Below are 16,766 nucleotides of genomic sequence, written 5' to 3' on the forward strand. Positions count from 1 at the left end.
CTATTATACGGTTCAGAAAGGGAATTATTGTACAGACTGCGCAAACTGCAACAGGTTTTCGTATCGCTGGTCGATGAGCGGATGTGGAAATGGTACTTCGGGGCGGGTAGAGGGAATGAAAACAGTTTTCATGCCCAGGCTTTTCCCAAACTGCATATCGCTGAGGGTATTACCCACCATCACCGCCTGGTGAAAGTCGATATCCGGGAAATCCTGTTTTGCCTGCAAGCCCATACCGGTAGCTGGTTTACGACAAGGACTATTGCTATCCACATCCGGGCAGAAATAAATTTTATCAATCCTGCCCTGGTGCGCTTCAATTTCCTGCAGCATCCGGGTGTGAATTTCCTGCAAACCGGCTATTGTCAACAGCCCCCGGCCAATACAACGTTGATTGGTGACCAGGATAATGCGGCCGAAGTGCTTAGCCAGTATAGGCATGGCCGTTAATACGCCTGCACTGAAATGGAACATGTCAGGGCGTAATACGTATCCGTCCCTGATTTCATCATTTACAACGCCGTCTCTGTCGAGGAATAAAGTCATATCAGTGTTTAGCAGTTACCAGGTATTTTTTTGCCGCTTCATAATCTTCCGGAATACCAATGTCGATGAAATAGGTATCGCTGACAAAGCCGTACAATTGTCCCGCCACCACGCCAGGTTCCAGCACTTCTTTCTCGAAGGAAAATTTTTCCGGTAAAGCGAGGCTTTTCAGGAAATGTATGCTGGTAAGATAAATGCCTCCATTGATCAACCCGTTTTCACAATATTGTTTTTCATGGAAAGCGGTGATCTTCTGCAGTGCATCCAGTTCGATGCTGCCATATCGGTCAAATTGCTGCATAGGCTTCAGCGCCAGCGAAAGAGGCGCCTGTTGCGCCTGGTGAAACTGGTACAATGCCGCCAGGTTTACGTCGAAGTAAGTATCCCCATTTACAATGAATACTTCCTCGCCGGTAATGGCGGGCAGGGCGTGTACTATGCCACCGCCGGTGCCCAGGGGCTCCGGTTCTACGGTAAAGGATACACGAAGTGGTAGCTCCATGCTATTGCACCAGTCAATCACTTGCTCCGACAGGTATCCCAGGGATAATACCGCATGGGTAATACCCTGGTGGTGCAGGTATTGCAACAGGTAATATAAAAAAGGATGTGCTCCAAGGGGAGCCATGCACTTGGGTTTGTCGGCTACTACGCTACGCAGGCGGGTGCCTAAGCCTCCGGCGAGGACAATACATTCCTGGGTCATTCTCCAAACAGGTTGGTTTCCACTATTTCGCAAATGATATGTCCTACGGTGATATGTGCTTCCTGGATGCGGGGTGTGTCGGTAGAAGGAATATTGATCAGGTAATCGCTGTTATCCTTCATTTTTCCACCAGTGCTGCCGGTCATGCTCACTACAATCATTCCCTGTTCCTTAGCCACTTTAATTGCTTCGAGAATATTAGCGGAATTGCCTGAAGTAGAAATGCCGACGAGTACATCGCCTGGACGGCCTATTCCCCGGAGAATGCGGGCATACACCTGGTCATATCCATAGTCGTTACCCACTGCCGTTATATAGGAAGTATTGCAGTGCAGCGCTTCTGCATACAAAGGCTGGCGGTCTTTATAAAAGCGGCCGGAAAATTCAGCTGCCAGGTGTTGCGCATCAGCAGCGCTGCCACCATTGCCACAGAAGAGCACTTTATGATCGGTTTGCAGGCTGTGTGTGATGGTATCTGCTACCAGTTTGATGGTATTAAGCAACCGCTCATCCTGGCAGATGGCTTCTTTCACAGCAATGCTTTCCCGGATTTTATCAATAACTTTTATCATCAGGCAGATTTTTGAATTGTTGCAACGTTAAATACTCCAGGTTTGAATACCGTGATTCGTAAAGGTATAGCGTTTTACATCGCCGCCAAAACTGCTCAGGGCGTCTACCACCGCAAAGCGGGTGTTTTTCGGGCAATAGAAGATCATAAATCCTCCTCCGCCGGCACCTGAAATCTTACCGCCGCTGGCGCCTGCTTTGCGCGCAGCATCGTAAATTTCATCCAGTTGCGGATTGGTGATCCCATGTGCCATCTGCTTCTTATACTCAAATCCGTAGTCCAGGATTTCACCTATTTTATTAATGGTACCACGCAGCAATGCTTCTTTCATCATTACGGCCTGTTCTTTCAGGTGGTGCATGGCTTCAATGGAAGTATCCTTCTTATCAGTAACATTTTTCTGTTGTTCCGATATAATAGAGGAGGATAAACGGCTGGTAGAAGTATAGAACAATACCAGGTTATTTTCCAGTTCATGCAGGTTAACTTCTTTGATACGCAGCGGGTTTACAATTACTTTGTCGCCTTTGTAAAACTCCATGAAGTTAACGCCTCCGAAAGTGGCGGCATATTGATCCTGTTTACCACCAGCCTGTTGTAAATCTTCGCGTTCGATAGAGTAAGCCAGGTGAGCCATATCATATTCTCCCAATGGGAGCTTCAGCCATTCGGCAAATGCGCCCAGCACGGTTACTACCAGGGTAGAAGAGGTGCCGAGTCCTGATCCTGCAGGAGCGTCTACGAAGGTGGTCAACTTAAACCCCGTGGCAGGCAACGATCCATAGTCTTTCTGTACCCGGTTAATCACCCCTTTCAGGATATCCAGTTTGCCATCTAACGGTAAAGGATATACGGCATCGTAGATAGCTGTTTCCCTTCTGTCGGCGCAATCAAAGATCACCTTCCCGTTGCTGAGTGGTTCTATGGATGCGCGGGCGTATAAAGAGATCGTGGCATTCAGGATGGCGCCACCGTATAAGTCCGAGTAGGGGCTTACATCTGTACCGCCACCGGCCAGGCCTATACGTAATGGTGCTTTACTTCTGTATATCATTTTTGTTGTTTAAATGTTTGTTGTGCAATGTGCACGGCTGGTCTTTCAGCTTCCTGCTAAAATATGGATTTCTTTGGCCAGCCTTGCCCAGGAATATTGCAGTTTTTCTTTCTGAAGAGCGGCTACCATATCTGCTTCGCGGTTATCTACAAAATATTTTTCGATAGCGGCTGCGATAGCGGCGGGGTCAGGTGCTGCCTGGAATCCTACAACACCGTCTGGTACCATTTCTACGAGTCCTCCTACATTGGTCACTACCATGGGTTTTTCGAAGTGATAGGCAATCTGTGAAATCCCGCTTTGGGTGGCGCTTTTATACGGCTGTACCACCAGGTCGGCAGCGCAGAAATAGTTTTTCACTGCTTCATTGGGAATAAAGTCGGTATGCATCAGTACCCGGTCGCCCAGTTGTAACTTTTGGAGTAATTCCAGGTAAGGAGTGGCATCTTCGTAATATTCCCCTGCGATAATAGCGTGTACATCCAGTTTTTTGAGCCGCTCGTCCGCCATGGCCTGCAGCAGCAGGTCCAGCCCTTTATATTGGCGAATGAATCCAAAAAACAGGATATAGCGTTTGCCGGGTTGCAGCTTCAGCTGCGCTCTGGCAGTTTCCTTGCTGATCAGGGCGCCGTAATTATCGTAAATAGGATGGGGGATGAGGGATGCTTTTTTGGAAGGTTCAAACACCCGTAAGTCGTTGAGTACTGACTGACTCATGGCGATGAAGGCATCTACCGGTTTCAGGAAATATTTGGTAAAAGCCACGTCGCCCGGGCGTTTCTCATGTGGTACCACGTTATCGAGCACGGCGATGACTTTAGTATTTTTTCTTTTTCCCAGTCTCAGCAGGGAGCCAAGCGCCGGCCCCATAATAGGCAACCAGTATTTGGAGATAATAATATCCGGGTTCATTTTCCGGATTTTGCGGCCTACGATCCACCAGTTAAGCGGGTTAACGGAATTAATGAGCCGTTTAATCCGCAGATGTGTGGGTGCAGGGTCGCTGGAGAACTGGCTTTTTCCAGGGAAGAAGAGTTTGGGATACTGAACGGTAAACGTCCAGATTTCCACATCATCCGTTTGTTGCAGTTCTTCTGCCAGCCGCTCGTTATAAGCAGCCAGCCCACCCCTGAAAGGATAGGCTGTACCTAAAATAAGTATTTTCTTTTTGTTGGACATAGCTACAAATTACGGGATTAGAGGCGTCTCTCCGCCAGGTTTGACACTTGCAGATCGTAATCTGTAACTGGTTGGGTGTGATCCATCCGCTCTTCCACCAGGTAGGCATTGCGCTCGGTGGCGTTGCGGGTTACCAGTTCTCCGATAAACCCGGTAAGGAACAGTTGAGAACCAATAATCATGCAGAGCAACCCGAAGAAGAAAAGGGGCCGGTCTGTCATGTTTACTTTATCGAAAAAGATTTTGGCGAGCGCCAGGTAAGCCGCTACCACAAAACCCACAAAAAAGCAGAGGGAACCCAGGGCGCCGAAGAGGTGCATGGGCCGTTTGCCGAATTTACCGATAAACATGATGGTGGCCAGGTCGAGAAAGCCATTGATAAAGCGTTCCAGGCCGAACTTGGTGACGCCGTATTTGCGTGCACGGTGTTCTACTACTTTCTCTCCGATTTTCCGGAATCCGTTCCATTTGGCTATTACCGGGATATAGCGGTGCATTTCACCGTATACCTCGATAGATTTAACCACCTTTTTACGGTAGGATTTAAGGCCGCAGTTCATGTCATGCAGCTTTACGCCGCTCATACGGGTAGTGGTATAGTTGTATAACTTGGAAGGAATATTTTTGGTAAAGGTATTGTCGTAACGTTTCTTTTTCCATCCGCTCACCAGGTCATATCCGTCTTCCATTATCATGCGGTATAATTCAGGTATTTCATCCGGACTATCCTGCAGGTCGGCATCCATGGTAATTACCACGTCGCCCTGTGCGGCGCTGAAGCCTTCATTGAGGGCAGCAGATTTGCCATAGTTACGCTGAAATTTAATCCCCTTGATACGTGGATTTTGCGCCGCCAGCTGCTGGATAACGCTCCAGGAGTCGTCGGTGCTGCCATCGTCTATCATCCATACCTCGTAGGTAAAATGATGAGCGTCCATCACCCTCTCAATCCATGCGGTCAGTTCAGGTAATGATTCTTCTTCGTTTTTTAAAGGAACGATTACGGATATGTTCATCTTTATAGAATAGTATTATGGTTTGGTGCCTACTGGTGCTTTTTTCCGGACAATCAGTGCCAACACTGCTGATACGATGAAAAATTTGATCAGGTTTCTCAGGTATTCGATGAAGGAAGAAGCCATGGTTACCCGGTAATCAGCGTTTTTCAGGTCATTCAGTTGTTTATCAATCTCCTCCTGTGGCGCTTTAAATGCGTGTAATAACCATTCAGTATCCTTCATCAGGTGTTGTTTGGATATTTCCAGGAATGCTGGTGTGGCCATATAGTTAAATACAACGTAATTGTATACTGCCACTAACAGCGAGCTGAGAATAAATGTGGTAAAAATAGGCTTAATTGCCTCTTTAAAACCGATATATCCGCCAAGTTCCTTTCTCCTGGCTATTCCTGCGAGCATTCCCAACACCGCCCACACAATAAATTGTATAAATTTCAGCTTCAGTGAAAACAGGTATTCATATCCGGCTTTCCAGGTTATCAAATTCCAGGCAATCATGATCACACCGACAAGCAATCCCCATTTCAGGCCGGGATTCGTATTTTTTTGCATATGCGCACGTTAGTTATTTATATGAAAAACGGGTCCATTCACCGTGGCATGTACTTTACCTTTCAGCTGTTCGCCAATATACGCTGAATTTTTGGACCGGGAAGCAATATGGTCGGTATTGAATTGCCAGCCAGCTTCCGGATCAAAGATAGTAAGATTGGCGGTGGCGCCTTCCTGCAGGGCAGGTTGTGGTAATCCGAATATATTGCGGGGATGTATGGTCAACATATTAATCAGCTGTTCCAGCGGCAGTTGCGGCAGGTATTGTCTTAATACGCCAAATGCGCTTTCCAGCCCGATCATACCATTTTTCGCATATTCAAATTCCACCTGTTTGGCATCCCAGTCCTGTGGCAGGTGATGGGTAGCGATACAGTCTACCGTACCATGTAACACCGCTTCCTGTAACGCTTTTACGTCATCTGCGGTGCGTAGCGGCGGGTTTACTTTCAGATGGGTATCATAATTAATCAGCTGCGCATCTGTGAGCGACAGGTGATAAGGTGTTACGGAGCAAGTTACCTTGATACCTGCTGCTTTGGCGGCAGCGATCAGTTCTATCGACTGGCGGGTACTAACGCCGGTGAAGTGGATCCGGGAATCGGTGTATTTGGCCAGTTCGATATCACGTTGTATCAGCAGCTCCTCTGCCAGGGCTGGTTTGCCGGGCATGCCAAGTTGCGTGGAGTAAATACCTTCGTGCATGAGTCCATGCGCGGAAATACTCTGATCATCCGGGAGCTGTATCACGGTGCCATTGAAGGCTTTCACATATTGAAGGGCTTTGAGCATCAGTCCCGGCGACTGTACCGGTTTAATGCCATCTGAAAAGGCTACGGCGCCTGCCTGCTGCATTTCATACATTTCTGCCAGCCCGGCGCCTTCCAGGTTTTTAGTAATGGCGCCAATTGGCAGAACGGTAGCTGCCGAATGGCGTGATTTACTCAGTACATATTCGATTTGCGGTTTGGTATGCAAAGCGGGTTGGGTGTTGGGGATCACCATAACGGTAGTAAAACCACCGGTAGCCGCGGCCCTGATACCACTTTGCAGGTCTTCCTTGTGTTCCTGTCCAGGATCACAGAAATGCGAGAAAACATCCATCCAGCCGGCAGATACGTGCAGGTTGTTACCTGAAATAACTGTTGCCCGGGCATCTTCCAGGTGATCTGCTACCTGTTGAATGATACCATTTTGAATAGAAATATCTTTTTGCTGCCCGTGAAGGGGGGAGGAAGGCGCGATAATCTTTACGTTCTTGAGTAGTATGTGCATGCGTTACGTTCTATAACCGGTCCGAAAATACAGGGGCAAATGTAACATAAAACTATTAATTGATGAAGCCCCGTCGACCGTAGTTTTCGGATAGATATGCAGGTTGGTATGATAATTGAAAATGCAGGGGTAGCAGATCAAAATAACAAGTGATGACTGATTATCTTTCTAACCTCATAGCCCGGATATGCGACCGCTCGGAAGAATTGCATAATGGCCAGACAATCAGCTGGCAGGCCCTCCGCGAGGCCGAGCAATTGGCGAATCATGCCTATATTCCCCAGCTGTATCAATTTATTGAACAAGAACCTGGCAAAGAAAAACGCCGTGCCGCTTATTTCATTATCACCCAGCTTTCCCGTAATACCAGCGATCCGGAGGTAATCCGCTTCCTGCTGGACCGTCTGAAGCTGGAACAGGATGCCGATATAATTACGGCGATTCAGCAAGACCTGGAGCGCGGGCCGGCCATCCCCGGGTATATTGACCTGGAACCATTATTTAACAATACCTTATCGCTCAATAATAATGTACGCCGCTCGGCCTTGCTGGCCCTGCGGGGCACCCACAACCCGGCAGTGGAAGAGTGGGCGCACAACCTGCTGAAGCGCACCAGCAATGAGTATGATGTCTATTATATTACCTTGCTGCTACACAAAGTAGGTACCCAAAAGAGTGTACCTATCCTCCGCAGATTACTGGAATACCAGCGACAAGATGTAAAAAGCCTGGCATTTGCTACCCTGGCAGATATTGAAAAGGAAAAGGAGGCCATGTTTTATATGCGTTGCCTGCTCCGCGGTCAGTTGAAATTCGAAGCCATGGAAGCCATCTATAAATATGCAGATGAAAATGCCATCCAGGCGGTTACCACCCGTATTACTGAACTTTTATCCAAAAGGCGCAGCAACGCCCGGATGACCATAGAAACTGTGAAAAATGGGTTTACAGACCTGATGCTGGGGATGGAATTCCTGTTCCGTTTTCGCACCGCGAAATCAGATATCCGGAAAACTTTTTCCTGGATAACAGAAAAGAGAGCCGATTACCTGCTACCTGAAGAAAAGGAGTGGGTGAAACGGCACCTGGCACATTGAGCGGAAAGCATAAAGCCGAAAGCTGAAAGTAAAAAGCTATTGTGGAGAAGAACCTGGCGAGTATTAAAAAATCGCTTAGATCCATCTTCACAATAGCTTTTTGCTTTCGGCTTTATGCTTTCTTCTAATTCCTTACTTTTGTTTCCCTAAAAAAGCCACCATGAAAAAAGCTTTCCTATTGATTTTAGCCGGATGGATGTGTAGTGGAACTCCGGGAGCAAAAGCCCAGCAACGCCAGTATACGATGGCAGAAGCCACCAATGGACTCCGCCAGCAACTGGCGCCGGAACGGTTAAAACAGTTTGAATGGATTCCGAATCAAAATGCCTATACCCGTGTAGTACCAGCAAATGGCAGCTATGCCTGGGTAAAGTATACTCCTGACGCCACCAGGGCAGGAAGCGAAATAAAAGCAGATACCTTGTTGACCTTGTCTTCGCTGAACCAGCAACTGTTTGCCTCCGGCGAATTACGGGGTATGCCGGTGTTGCATTGGATGTCTGACAACAGCGCCTGGTTTTCTATGAGCAATAATTTGTACAAAGGACAACTGGAAAACGGCACCATGCATTTTAGCCAGTGGTGCACATTGCCAGCTGCCGTTGAAAATATCACGGTCAACAATCAAACTGGCCAGGTAGCGTGGACGGAAAAGAATAACTTATATATCCGTACCGCTGCGGGCGCCGTACAGGCTGTAACCAGCGATACCGATGTGAACATTGTAAATGGCAAAAGTGTACACCGGGAGGAATTCGGTATCGATAAAGGCATTTTCTTTTCTCCCCAGGGCGACCTGCTGGCATTTTACCGCATGGACCAGCGCATGGTAAAAGATTATCCGATCATCGACTGGTCGGTAACTCCCGCCAAAGCCAATAATATTAAATACCCCATGGCTGGAGGCCCTTCTCACGAAGTCACTTTAGGTGTATACCAGCCGGCTACGCAAAAGACGGTATTCCTGAAAACGGGAGGACCGGCAGATCATTATCTCACATGTGTAACCTGGGCGCCTGACCAGCAGTCTATCTTCGTGGCGCTGCTAAACCGGGAACAAAATCACCTATGGTTAAATCAATACAATGCCGCTACCGGCGACCTCGTAAAGACTGTGTTTGAAGAAACAGATACTAAATATATACATCCCACACACACTTTAACTTTTATACCGGGTAAGCACGATCAGTTTATCTGGTGGAGCGATGCCAGTGGCTACGAACATTTATATCTCTGTAATACCAAAGGGGATCGTAAGGCGATCACTGCTGGCAATTGGGTGGTAAATGAGCTGGTGGGCATCAATGCCAAACGTAATGAGGTCATTTATACAGCCGCGAAAGAAAGTCCGATGGAAAAACATATTTACGCCACGAAATACGGCGTAAACCGGTCTGATAACATGCGTTTAGATACCGCTGCCGGCTGGCATGATGCGCAGGTGAGCAGTGATGGCAGTTACCTGGTAGATGCTTACAGTTCTGGTACCACGCCCTATACCGCCCGGGTAGCGGCAACTGCCGGCAAATGGTCGAAAAATGTGCTGGTTGCCCAGGATCCGCTGAAAAATTTTCAACGCCCGGAAATCAGGGAGATAACGCTGAAAGCAGACGATGGTACGCCTTTATACGGCAAACTGATATTGCCGGTAAATTTTGATGCGACAAAGAAATATCCTGTTATAGTATACCTATATAACGGCCCCAATGTACAGTTGATCCGTAATACCTATCCTTACAGTGGTAATCTCTGGTATGAATACATGGCGCAACATGGTTATGTGATTTTTACGATGGATGGCCGGGGAAGTGATAACCGCGGAAAAGCCTTTGAACAGGCTACTTTCCGCCAGTTAGGTACCGTGGAAATGAATGACCAGTTACAGGGAGTGGCCTACCTGAAATCATTACCATTTATCAACACAGATAAAATGGGAGTGCATGGCTGGAGCTTTGGAGGTTTTATGACCACGTCGCTGATGTTGCGTCATCCGGATGTATTTAAGGTAGGTGTTGCCGGGGGACCGGTTATTGACTGGAGCATGTATGAAGTAATGTATACCGAACGTTATATGGATACGCCACAGGACAATCCCGAAGGATATGCCAATGCTAACCTGCTCACCAAAACAAAGAACCTGCAGGGTAAGCTGATGCTGATACATGGCACTAATGACGATGTAGTGGTGTGGCAGCATTCTATTGATTTTATCAGAACCTGTGTAGATAATGGGGTGCAGGTAGATTATTTTGTATACCCAGGACATTTACATAATGTATTGGGAAAAGACAGGGTACACCTGATGCAGAAGATTACCGATTATTTTGATGCACATTTGAAGTAGTCGTCGGATAGGCATACAAGGGAAGCGAAGAAGATAATGAATCGTACTTTTTCATTATCCTCTTCGCTTCTTTATTTAATATGCGTTATACCGTTTAATCGTTGAATGGTGCAGAAATAGGGCATAACGATGTTTTAGAGGCATTACGCAAACGCTTGCGCTGATAACGCAAGCGTTTGCGTATACAGAATGTTAAAAAAATCACGTAGAATCGTTGTAGCAATTAGCAATTAATCAGCAAGTAGATTAAGCCTGAAAAGCAGCAATTATAGACAGCGAACAATGAAGTCGTATAACCTGCCACGGTAAGCAGCTGTGGCAAGGTTATCGATCAAATAACTCCTCAACGGTTATGGATCACCAGTTGTGATTCCATAATAGTGCGTTGGTAATCATTCAATGCATGTTCTCCACTCAGCAGTGACAATAACATATTAGTAGCTGCCTGCCCTTGTTCATACGGGAATTGTTCCACAGAAGCCGCAGGGGGGAATGCTGTATACCCGCTTACCGGTGTATTGGCGTAAGATACAAAAGTTATATCCTTATTTATTTCCAATTTTTGTTTGAGGGCATATTGGACCGCATCCATGGCTACATAGTCATTGAAGGTGACCACTGCTGTTACTTTTCTTTTGAGTGACAGGAGGTATTCCATGGCGTCGGCGGTACCGGCAGCAGTAAGGTCGGCATTTACGATCAGCTTAGGATCGTATTTCAGCCGGTGTTTCTGCAGGGCCCTGATATAGCCGGCTGCCCGCTCTTTACTGGCCACCATGGTTTCGGGGCCATTGATCATGCCAATAACGCGGTGGCCTTGCTTTAGCAGGAAATCTACTGCCTGTACGGTGCCGGACTCCAGGTTACAGGAAACGGCGTGCATATTAGGGAGGTCGGGAATGCGATCGAAGAATACTACCGGAATGCGCGCCTGTTGCAGCATCTCAAAATGTTCGTAATTGCTGGTATTTTTGCCGATAGACACAATACAGCCGTCTACCCGGTGTTGCTTCATACTCTGGATGATCTGTTTTTCCCGGGCTTCATCATCGTGTGATTGTCCGAGTAACACCGTATAGTTGTTGCTATAGGCCATATCTTCAATGCCGCTGATGGCACTGGCGAAGAACGCTTCCGATAATTCGGGCAGCAGGATACCAATGGTAAATGTTTTACCCTGCTGGAAATAAATAGCCGTCTGGTTGCGCTCATAGTTCAGTTCAGCTGCCAGCTCTTTCACCCTGGCTTTAGTCCTTAAACCAATACTATGATGATCGTGTAATGCTCTTGATACCGTAGATACAGAGATGTTCAGCCTTTTTGCAATTTCCTTTATTGTTGGTTGACCCGAAGAAACCACCTTTCTCATACATTTCAGCAATTAATAGAAAATAGATACAGCATATACTCTGGCGGACAAGTTACTTAGATATTACAAAACATTAACTTTTTTTTATGAATAAAGGTCGTTAGATAAGATGAAGCTAGTTTTTTGAAGGAAGAATAGCCCCTGTTTCAGGTATTCTAACAATTTTCTAACTATTGATGAGCTGCTTCGGCCTGCTATTTGCTGTGAACGGGTGCCTTCCATTGTATCCCTAAAAGATCATATATAGCCTATTATTAGATTAACAAAATTTGTCATTTTTATGAAAATAGCACACCTAGCCTTACCGGTAGCTTTAGTAACCATTTTAGCTTCTTGTTCTGCCCCACGCAAATTGCGGGAATCCCAGGCGAGAAACGCTCAACTGGATAGCCTGTACAGGGCAACATACGGTAAGTTGAGAAATTGCGAAGAGGATGCTGCGCGTGCTGCCGCTTCCTATAAGGAGAAGGTAACTAATTTAACAGAACAGCAGGATCAGTTGAAAGCCAATAACACGCAGATGCTGGATCACCTGAAGGAATTATCTGTTATTTCCAGCTCACAGGCGGAAAGTATTAAGAAGTCGCTGGATAATATCGGGGCTAAAGATGCCTATATCAAGGACCTGCAATCCGCTATCGCCCGTAAAGACTCCCTGAACATGCAGCTGGTAATGAACCTGAAAGGAGCCATCGGCAACCTGGATGATAAAGACATCAATATCAAGGTAGATAAAGGTGTTGTGTACATTGATATTTCCGATAAATTGCTGTTTAAGAGCGGTAGTTATGACATCAACGAAAGAGCGAAGGAAGTACTGGGGAAAGTGGCCAAAGTATTGATTGCGCAACCGGATATTGAATTCATGGTAGAAGGACATACCGACAATGTTCCCTACCGTCCTAATATATTGCTGGATAACTGGGATCTGAGTGTAAAAAGAGCTACTTCTGTGGTACGTATCCTGCAGAACCAGTATGGTATTCCGCCTGCGCGTATGACAGCTGCGGGTAGAAGTGAATATGTACCGGTTACCACCAACGATACACCAGAAGGTAAGGCTGCTAACCGCAGAACCAGGATTGTGATATTGCCACAGCTGGATCAGTTCTTTAAGCTGCTGGAAAAACCAGCTAATTAATAGCATAAAGCATAAAGCCGAAGGCATAAAGCATAAAGCTATTGAGGCGAATGATCAAAGCGAATTAAATCGCCAAGTCATTCGCCTCAATAGCTTTATGCTTTATGCCTTCGGCTTTCCTATCTTTGTCAGCAACTAATAATAGTTATATGAATGGACCTATGTTTTGTGATCCTGTGAGCGGAGTTTGTGAAATCCCTGGATCAGTGCTGAGCAGTGCGCCTGCTATCAAAGGACTGGAAGCAACTGATAAGCCTATTAAACTCATTTATTTTACGGATCCGATCTGTTCTACCTGTTGGGGGATAGAGCCCCAATGGCGGCGCCTGAAGCTGGAATACGGCCATGTACTCGATATTCATTATCATATGGGAGGATTGTTGCCATCATGGGACGTGTATAGTTCCGGAGGCATTAATGGTCCGGGTGATGTTGCCCATCATTGGGATGAGGTGAGTCAACATTACCAGATGCCGATTGATGGCAATGTATGGCTGGAAGATCCATTACCTTCTTCCTATCCACCTTCTATCTGGTTTAAGGCTGCACAGCAACAGGATCCGCATAAGGCGGTAATTTTCCTGCGTCGAATGAGAGAGTTACTGTTTATGGATAAACAGAATATCTGCAAACCCGGACCGGTATTAAAAGCAGCTGGTTACGCGGGATTGGATTTACCGCGACTCGAGACCGATTTTAAGAGCGCAGGGGCCGCGTTGTTTGAAGCAGATCTGCAACTGGGAAAGCAGCTGGGGGTGAGGGGATTCCCCTCCATATTTTTCATTGATCGAGATGGGAAGTCTGAGCTGGTATACGGCGCCAAGCCTTACCAGGTATTTACTACGGCTTTGCATAAAATGTTACCGGCAGCGCAGGCAAGGACTTACGCTACCGGCATCGCGTTATTTTCTTATTATCCCACGCTGACTACTAAAGAATTTGCAGGATTAAACCAGCTTTCTTTTGAAGAGGCGGCTGTGCGGTTAAATGCCTTGTTGGAAGAGGACAAGCTGCAGGTGCATACTATTGCCAGTGGACAACTTTGGTCATTGAAATAAGCCCTATTTAGCTGTAGGGTTGCTTTTCCCGAAGAACCAGGAGAGGCTGAACAGGAAGTATTGAGCCAGAACGGAGTTGGTTTGTTGTTCTATATAGGTGAAGGTCTGGGTGGTGACTAATGATTGGTTTTTTCGGAATAAATCATATACAAATAGTTTTGCCTGCAGGCTTTTTTTCGGAAGAAAAGTTTTTGATATCCAGGAGTTTACCACTATAAACTGTTGATGCTGGGCCGTGCTGTTGACATATAGGGTGCCGACACCTACATTTATATCCAGGGGAAGGTAAGTATTGGTGTTTAAGTTGAGCAAATAATTGAGGTAGTCATGGTGCGCATTGCCCTGGATAGAATAGGTATTGTTGATATACTCCATTACAGCGATACTTTCTACTTCGAGGAATTTTTTGTACATCCAGGAGGCGTTTAATTGTTGTCGATAACGAAATTGAGAGGTGGAGTTTTGTAGATTATTAATGAATGTATTCACATGATTAAGATCATACATCGTGTAATAGTTCAGTGATAGTCCTGATTTAGCAAAACGTTTGCTCAGCGTGATGCTTTGATTGATAATATAGTTCCCATTTGTGTTGATCGTCTGGCTGATTTGTTTGCCGGATGAATCAGAAGAAATACTTTTGGTAGCAGCATGTTGTGGTATATTAAGAGACAGGTTAGTGCTGAAGGAGAGCCCATTGACACTGAAAGAGCGGTAATCTAAGTTGGCTGTATTAGAGATTGTTGGTTTCAGGTCAGGGTTGCCCAGTTGTATATATAATGGGTTGGCGGTTGATATGACGGGTATTAGCGTCCCCGCAGCCTGAACAGGTTGTGTTTCCCGGACGAAATTGGCACTAAGAGTTTTGTAGTTATCAATCTTGTAGGACATGAATAAGTTAGGTGACAAGTAATTAACTCTTTGGTAGTAGTGTGCTGCGAGTGTAAAGTTGTCGCTGTTAGAGCTGGAGCTAACAAAGGAAAGATTGAATACGCCTTCCAGCTTTTTGCCAGATTTGAATATCCCTGCGGTAACGGTATGTGTATTGAGGTTATTGCGGAAATTATAGGTTAAGTCTTTATTGCTGCGATAGAACCCTCTTTTCCCCTCGTCAAAATCAAAGGCTTGTTGATCATTACCAGTATATTGGCCGTTAAATTTATACCCGGCTGTCAGCGCGAGCTCTGGCAGGATCGAATATTGGTAGCCGGCTGATGTGCTGATGTTACGGGTATGGGTGGTCGCATTTATTTTTTGGTTGATGGTATCTGATAGATGTGTAGCTGCACTGATGTTAAGCGTATTGTTTTGTTGCTCATTGTCGGAATTTTCCTGGTTTATGCTCATGGAGAAATTAACTCTCCCCTTCTTGTTGTGTGATATGTTAGTATACATGCCAGTGTACATGAATCCATTTTTTTTGGTAAGAGCAGCATTGCTGGTATTTCCCTGGTTAATGGTATCATTATTTTTTCCTGAGGTAGATACATATTTGTTTTGAGTATTGATATCGAATCTTCCCACACTTCCCGATACATCCAATGTGATAATATTTCGATCGTTGAGCTGTATGCTAAGGTTGGCAAACAGCATATTTTGTGAAAAAGTGTTTTCCATTTGCGTATGGCTATTGTAACGGAAAGTGCTGTCGGGCAGTACATTATCCCGTTGTAGTTCCTGATCATTTGTTGGGCGGTCGCTGTAAACCATGAGGTTAGTGTTCAGCTTAACTTTGGGAGCAAGGTCAATGGAGGCATTTCCATTGAGCGTTCTTCTTTTTGACACTCCGCGGCCGAAGTTTTCCGCTGACAGTGCATCATCAGTTGAATAGGGGCCTTGTTGGGCGTTCGTATTATTTATGTTGGCCGAGGTGATAATTTGTTTATCATCCCTGAATAAGTTGGCATTGGCGGCCAGGTTGTAACGGCCATCAGTGCCGTAGCCGGCGCCGGCTACCCCATTGATTTTCTTCTTCATGTCCTGTTTCACGGTAATGTTAATGACCTTTTCATTTTTACCTCCTTCAATCATGCCATCTATGCCTTTTTTGTCGGCAATCTGAATTTTATCCACCAGGTTGGCCAGTAGCATTCTTGATATTTTTTGCGGATCGCCAGAGGAGTTCGGCCCTTGCGAGAAAACCGGGCGTCCATTGATATAGAGTTCACGGATGCGACGGCCCAGATAGTAGAAATTTCCGTCTTGGTCTATTGTTAAGCCGGGAATTTTTTGCAGCAGGTTTTTCATCGACGCGTTTTCCGCTGTAGGAAAATCTTTGGCGGAAAATTCGATCGTATCTTTCCGGATGATAAACAGCGGCTTGTTTATTTTGATACTGATACTATTCAGGGTGATGGCATTTTTTTGCAGCCCGGTTTGGGGAAGCGGTATTTGCCATAGTCTTGCTCTTTCGGTAAATTCTACGGGGAGCGTGGCTGCCCGGTAGCCCATAAAGCTGATAGTCAGCACATAGTTACCCGGCGGTATATTTTTAATGATAAAGTCGCCATGCTGATCCGTTACTGCCTGTCCTTTCAGGATGGATTTTTCTGCTGTAAAGAGGAATACGTTGGCTTCCTGCAACGGTTTCCTGTCGTCTTTATCGTATACGTGACCTTTTATTTCCCGTTGGGCAAAAACTGTGAAATGAATAACTGTCAACCATGTAATGATAGTAACCGTGAATTTGACCATTGGTACGATTTGGTTAAAAACAAGAATTACTGCAATGATACCGCGGGGGCGCTGACAGTTAGTTAATCAAACATGAATATTCGCAAAAGTGTGAAAAAAGAATAATAATGATCGTATTAACGAATCATTTACAACTTTCAGGCGGGTAGGGATGTTATAGC

Annotated in this window: 14 protein-coding genes; 4 read left to right on the top strand and 10 right to left on the bottom strand. The window is 45.9% G+C overall.

All coding sequences use genetic code 11. From position 1 onward, the window contains the following. Positions 1-24: 24 nt before the first annotated feature. From FHW36_RS13545 to FHW36_RS13580, 8 genes are read right to left on the bottom strand one after another with little or no spacing between them, the layout of a single operon-like run. Positions 25-546, bottom strand: a complete 522-nt coding sequence (locus FHW36_RS13545) for a D-glycero-alpha-D-manno-heptose-1,7-bisphosphate 7-phosphatase (RefSeq protein WP_145669692.1) — start codon at positions 544-546, stop codon at positions 25-27. Between the two features lies 1 nt (position 547). Further along, complete coding sequence (locus FHW36_RS13550) at positions 548-1,252, bottom strand: nucleotidyltransferase family protein (RefSeq protein ID WP_145669694.1); 705 nt, start codon at positions 1,250-1,252, stop codon at positions 548-550. Next, complete coding sequence (locus FHW36_RS13555) at positions 1,249-1,824, bottom strand: D-sedoheptulose-7-phosphate isomerase (protein ID WP_145669697.1); 576 nt, start codon at positions 1,822-1,824, stop codon at positions 1,249-1,251. Before FHW36_RS13555 ends, FHW36_RS13550 begins: the two co-directional genes overlap by 4 nt. A gap of 27 nt (positions 1,825-1,851) precedes the next feature. Next, complete coding sequence (locus FHW36_RS13560) at positions 1,852-2,877, bottom strand: GHMP family kinase ATP-binding protein (protein ID WP_145669700.1); 1,026 nt, start codon at positions 2,875-2,877, stop codon at positions 1,852-1,854. Between the two features lie 45 nt (positions 2,878-2,922). Continuing rightward, positions 2,923-4,056 (bottom strand): glycosyltransferase, encoded by a 1,134-nt coding sequence (locus FHW36_RS13565; RefSeq protein ID WP_145669703.1) that lies wholly within the window; start codon positions 4,054-4,056, stop codon positions 2,923-2,925. 17 nt (positions 4,057-4,073) lie between these two features. Then, the gene (locus FHW36_RS13570; RefSeq protein WP_145669706.1) at positions 4,074-5,072 is read right to left on the bottom strand and encodes a glycosyltransferase family 2 protein; all 999 of its coding nucleotides are present in this window, start codon (positions 5,070-5,072) and stop codon (positions 4,074-4,076) included. A 15-nt stretch (positions 5,073-5,087) separates the two neighbouring features. After that, positions 5,088-5,627: a DUF4199 domain-containing protein gene (locus tag FHW36_RS13575; RefSeq protein ID WP_145669709.1), complete on the bottom strand. Its 540-nt coding sequence runs from the start codon at positions 5,625-5,627 to the stop codon at positions 5,088-5,090. A gap of 9 nt (positions 5,628-5,636) precedes the next feature. Beyond that, positions 5,637-6,902, bottom strand: coding sequence for a dihydroorotase (locus tag FHW36_RS13580; RefSeq protein ID WP_145669712.1), 1,266 nt, complete (start codon positions 6,900-6,902; stop codon positions 5,637-5,639). A gap of 152 nt (positions 6,903-7,054) precedes the next feature. Here FHW36_RS13580 and FHW36_RS13585 point away from each other — a divergent pair, with 152 nt between their 5' ends. Both FHW36_RS13585 and FHW36_RS13590 read left to right on the top strand, forming a co-directional pair. Beyond that, a complete protein-coding gene (locus FHW36_RS13585) occupies positions 7,055-7,999 on the top strand; it encodes a hypothetical protein (RefSeq protein WP_145669725.1) in 945 nt (314 codons plus the stop codon). Between the two features lie 160 nt (positions 8,000-8,159). Further along, entirely contained in the window at positions 8,160-10,343 is a 2,184-nt protein-coding gene (locus FHW36_RS13590; protein WP_145669732.1) for a S9 family peptidase, read from the top strand. Positions 10,344-10,686: 343 nt separating this feature from the next. Here FHW36_RS13590 and FHW36_RS13595 read toward each other — a convergent pair whose 3' ends face one another. After that, complete coding sequence (locus FHW36_RS13595) at positions 10,687-11,712, bottom strand: LacI family DNA-binding transcriptional regulator (RefSeq protein WP_145669737.1); 1,026 nt, start codon at positions 11,710-11,712, stop codon at positions 10,687-10,689. Positions 11,713-11,992: 280 nt separating this feature from the next. Here FHW36_RS13595 and FHW36_RS13600 point away from each other — a divergent pair, with 280 nt between their 5' ends. After that, positions 11,993-12,853: an OmpA/MotB family protein gene (locus FHW36_RS13600; protein ID WP_145669740.1), complete on the top strand. Its 861-nt coding sequence runs from the start codon at positions 11,993-11,995 to the stop codon at positions 12,851-12,853. Between the two features lie 149 nt (positions 12,854-13,002). Continuing rightward, a complete protein-coding gene (locus FHW36_RS13605; RefSeq protein ID WP_145669744.1) occupies positions 13,003-13,911 on the top strand; it encodes a DsbA family protein in 909 nt (302 codons plus the stop codon). 3 nt (positions 13,912-13,914) lie between these two features. Here the strand turns inward: FHW36_RS13605 and FHW36_RS13610 are convergent, their stop codons facing one another. After that, entirely contained in the window at positions 13,915-16,605 is a 2,691-nt protein-coding gene (locus FHW36_RS13610; protein ID WP_145669747.1) for an outer membrane beta-barrel protein, read from the bottom strand. Between the last annotated feature and the right edge of the window lie 161 nt (positions 16,606-16,766).

The sequence above is a fragment of the Chitinophaga polysaccharea genome (assembly GCF_007829335.1).
Classification (GTDB): domain Bacteria; phylum Bacteroidota; class Bacteroidia; order Chitinophagales; family Chitinophagaceae; genus Chitinophaga; species Chitinophaga polysaccharea_B.

Coding starts and splice junctions, on each gene's coding strand:
- FHW36_RS13600 (WP_145669740.1), top strand. CDS start 11,993: ATGAAAATAGCACACCTAGCCTTACCGGTAGCTTTAGTAACCATTTTA.
- FHW36_RS13545 (WP_145669692.1), bottom strand. CDS start 546: ATGACTTTATTCCTCGACAGAGACGGCGTTGTAAATGATGAAATCAGG.
- FHW36_RS13575 (WP_145669709.1), bottom strand. CDS start 5,627: ATGCAAAAAAATACGAATCCCGGCCTGAAATGGGGATTGCTTGTCGGT.
- FHW36_RS13605 (WP_145669744.1), top strand. CDS start 13,003: ATGAATGGACCTATGTTTTGTGATCCTGTGAGCGGAGTTTGTGAAATC.
- FHW36_RS13585 (WP_145669725.1), top strand. CDS start 7,055: ATGACTGATTATCTTTCTAACCTCATAGCCCGGATATGCGACCGCTCG.
- FHW36_RS13555 (WP_145669697.1), bottom strand. CDS start 1,824: ATGATAAAAGTTATTGATAAAATCCGGGAAAGCATTGCTGTGAAAGAA.
- FHW36_RS13610 (WP_145669747.1), bottom strand. CDS start 16,605: ATGGTCAAATTCACGGTTACTATCATTACATGGTTGACAGTTATTCAT.
- FHW36_RS13580 (WP_145669712.1), bottom strand. CDS start 6,902: ATGCACATACTACTCAAGAACGTAAAGATTATCGCGCCTTCCTCCCCC.
- FHW36_RS13560 (WP_145669700.1), bottom strand. CDS start 2,877: ATGATATACAGAAGTAAAGCACCATTACGTATAGGCCTGGCCGGTGGC.
- FHW36_RS13550 (WP_145669694.1), bottom strand. CDS start 1,252: ATGACCCAGGAATGTATTGTCCTCGCCGGAGGCTTAGGCACCCGCCTG.
- FHW36_RS13595 (WP_145669737.1), bottom strand. CDS start 11,712: ATGAGAAAGGTGGTTTCTTCGGGTCAACCAACAATAAAGGAAATTGCA.
- FHW36_RS13565 (WP_145669703.1), bottom strand. CDS start 4,056: ATGTCCAACAAAAAGAAAATACTTATTTTAGGTACAGCCTATCCTTTC.
- FHW36_RS13590 (WP_145669732.1), top strand. CDS start 8,160: ATGAAAAAAGCTTTCCTATTGATTTTAGCCGGATGGATGTGTAGTGGA.
- FHW36_RS13570 (WP_145669706.1), bottom strand. CDS start 5,072: ATGAACATATCCGTAATCGTTCCTTTAAAAAACGAAGAAGAATCATTA.